Below are 2,338 nucleotides of genomic sequence, written 5' to 3'. Positions count from 1 at the left end.
AGCGCAGGCCGCTGGGCTTATAGACCAGGAAGCTGAGCACTTGGCACTGCTTAATGTTGTCGAACCCCACCACGCGAATGAAACAGTTGGGGTAGGCGCTGCGGCAAGCCTGCACTTCGCTGAGCACCTCCTGGGGAGAAGTGGCGCTGAACAGGGGCAGCTTCCACAGCGTCCAATAGCGAACCGTCGGTTCAGACGATTCGTTGAACTCTATGGCCGGGATGTAGCCCTGATCCAAGATGTACTGCACCTGCTTGATGATCTGCAGATCCGTCAGCGGCGGCAGATAGGAGAGGGTTTCGTAGCGGCGCTCTTTTGGTAAGGTTTGCATGATCGGTGTCACTCCGTTTCGAGCCTAGGGTTTTGTGGGGGGGATCCCGCTTCCGGGTGGGTAACGGGTAGGGATCCTGTTGCTGAGGTGATCCGTTCTAGATGATTGCGGCGGTGCTCCATGTTGGCTTGCTGGATGCCGGCTTTGGCCATTTCCGGCAGGTAATCGACCACCTCCGCAGCAATGTGTTCACGAACGGTCATGATGCGATAGGCCAACTCAGGACGCTCAGCCAGCAAAGCCCGCAGGTAGGCTTCCCCATCCTGAAGGTTTTGCCGAGCGGAGAACTGCTGTAGCCAAAGAGCCCTGGGGGGATCTGTTTCGCTCAGTTGAGCCAGCACCGTGCGCATCGCCTGATAAGTCAGGTAGCTGATCAAGGTCTTGGCGGTGTCTTTGGCGATCTGTTTCAGATCCATTGCCGATCCAGGGAGGGAGCCAGTAGGGCAAGAGAACCGTAGGGATCCCTTGCCCCCAGCAGATCTCTAGAGGGTGTCGACGGCCTTGAACTCGAACTTGATTTCCTTCCACAGCTCGCAGGCAGCCGCCAGCTCCGGCGACCACTTGGCTGCTTCCCGGATGATGTCGTTGCCTTCACGGGCCAGGTCTCGACCTTCGTTACGAGCTTGGATACAAGCCTCCAAGGCCACCCGGTTGGCGGTTGCGCCCGGCGCGTTGCCCCAGGGGTGTCCCAAGGTTCCGCCGCCAAACTGCAGCACCGAGTCGTCGCCGAAGATTTCCACCAGCGCCGGCATGTGCCAAACGTGGATCCCACCGGAAGCCACCGGCATCACCCCTGGCATGGAAGCCCAATCTTGGGTGAAGAAAATGCCGCGGGAGCGATCGGCCTCTACGTAGTTTTCCCGCATGAGATCCACAAAGCCCATCGTGATGGCGCGGTCGCCTTCCAGTTTGCCCACCACCGTACCGGAGTGCAGGTGGTCGCCACCGGACATGCGCAAACACTTGGCCAACACCCGGAAGTGGATGCCATGGTTCTTCTGCCGGTCGATCACCGCGTGCATGGCCCGGTGAATGTGCAGCAGAATGCCGTTATCCCGGCACCACTTGGCCAAGCTGGTGTTGGCAGTGAAGCCAGCTGTCAAGTAGTCGTGCATGATGATAGGGGCGCCCAACTCCTTGGCAAACTCGGCCCGCTTGAACATCTCTTCGCAGGTGGGCGCCGTCACGTTCAAATAGTGGCCCTTGATCTCGCCGGTTTCCGCTTGGGCCTTGTGGACAGCCTCCATCACGAACAAGTAGCGATCCCGCCAGCGCTGGAAGGGCTGGGAGTTAATGTTTTCGTCATCTTTGGTGAAGTCCAGGCCGCCCCGCAGAGCTTCATACACGGCCCGCCCGTAATTTTTGGCAGAAAGGCCCAACTTGGGTTTGATGGTGCAGCCCAGCAGCGGACGGCCATACTTATTCAACTTATCCCGCTCCACCTGAATGCCGTGGGGAGGGCCTTGGAAGGTTTTCAGGTAGGCCACCGGGATCCGCACATCTTCCAGCCGCAGCGCCTTTAGGGCCTTAAAGCCAAAAACGTTGCCCACAATCGAGGTGAGCATGTTGGTCACCGAGCCTTCCTCGAACAGATCCAGCGGATAGGCGACGAAGCAGAAGTACTGGTTGTCTTCGCCGGGAACCGGCTCGATGTCATAGCAGCGGCCTTTGTACCGATCCAAGTCAGTAAGCAAATCGGTCCATACCGTTGTCCAGGTGCCCGTCGAAGACTCAGCCGCCACGGCTGCCCCCGCCTCTTCGGGAGGAACGCCCGGTTGAGGGGTAACTCGGAAACAGGCCAAGACGTCGGTATCCTTAGGCGTGTAGTCGGGAGTGTAATAGGTGAGTCGGTAATCCTTCACACCGGCTTGATAGCCGCTTTTGGATTGGGTTGCTGAATAGGCCACGTTGATCTCCCTCTGAACGAATCACAGAACCAGAAAATGCCATTCACGGATGCAACCAAGAGGAAAAAACCCAGGGCCAAAACTCAAGACCACCGAGTTT

3 protein-coding genes are annotated in these 2,338 nt (G+C 58.3%); all 3 read right to left on the bottom strand.

All coding sequences use genetic code 11. From position 1 onward, the window contains the following. On the bottom strand, positions 1–331 hold a 331-nt coding region (locus tag NW820_RS03040), incomplete at its 3' end, for a ribulose bisphosphate carboxylase small subunit (protein ID WP_011434136.1). A gap of 8 nt (positions 332–339) precedes the next feature. Then, positions 340–747, bottom strand: a complete 408-nt coding sequence (gene rcbX, locus NW820_RS03035; protein WP_011434137.1) for a RuBisCO chaperone RbcX — start codon at positions 745–747, stop codon at positions 340–342. A 66-nt stretch (positions 748–813) separates the two neighbouring features. After that, positions 814–2,238 (bottom strand): form I ribulose bisphosphate carboxylase large subunit, encoded by a 1,425-nt coding sequence (locus tag NW820_RS03030; protein WP_011434138.1) that lies wholly within the window; start codon positions 2,236–2,238, stop codon positions 814–816. Positions 2,239–2,338: the final 100 nt, after the last annotated feature.

Origin of the sequence: Synechococcus sp. R55.7 (assembly GCF_047461955.1) — a bacterium.
In the GTDB taxonomy this organism is placed as follows: Bacteria; Cyanobacteriota; Cyanobacteriia; order Thermostichales; family Thermostichaceae; genus Thermostichus.
The sequence above is the reverse complement of the archived record's forward strand: the minus strand, read 5'-3'. Positions and strand labels throughout refer to the sequence as shown.

Coding starts and splice junctions, on each gene's coding strand:
- rcbX (WP_011434137.1), bottom strand. CDS start 747: ATGGATCTGAAACAGATCGCCAAAGACACCGCCAAGACCTTGATCAGC.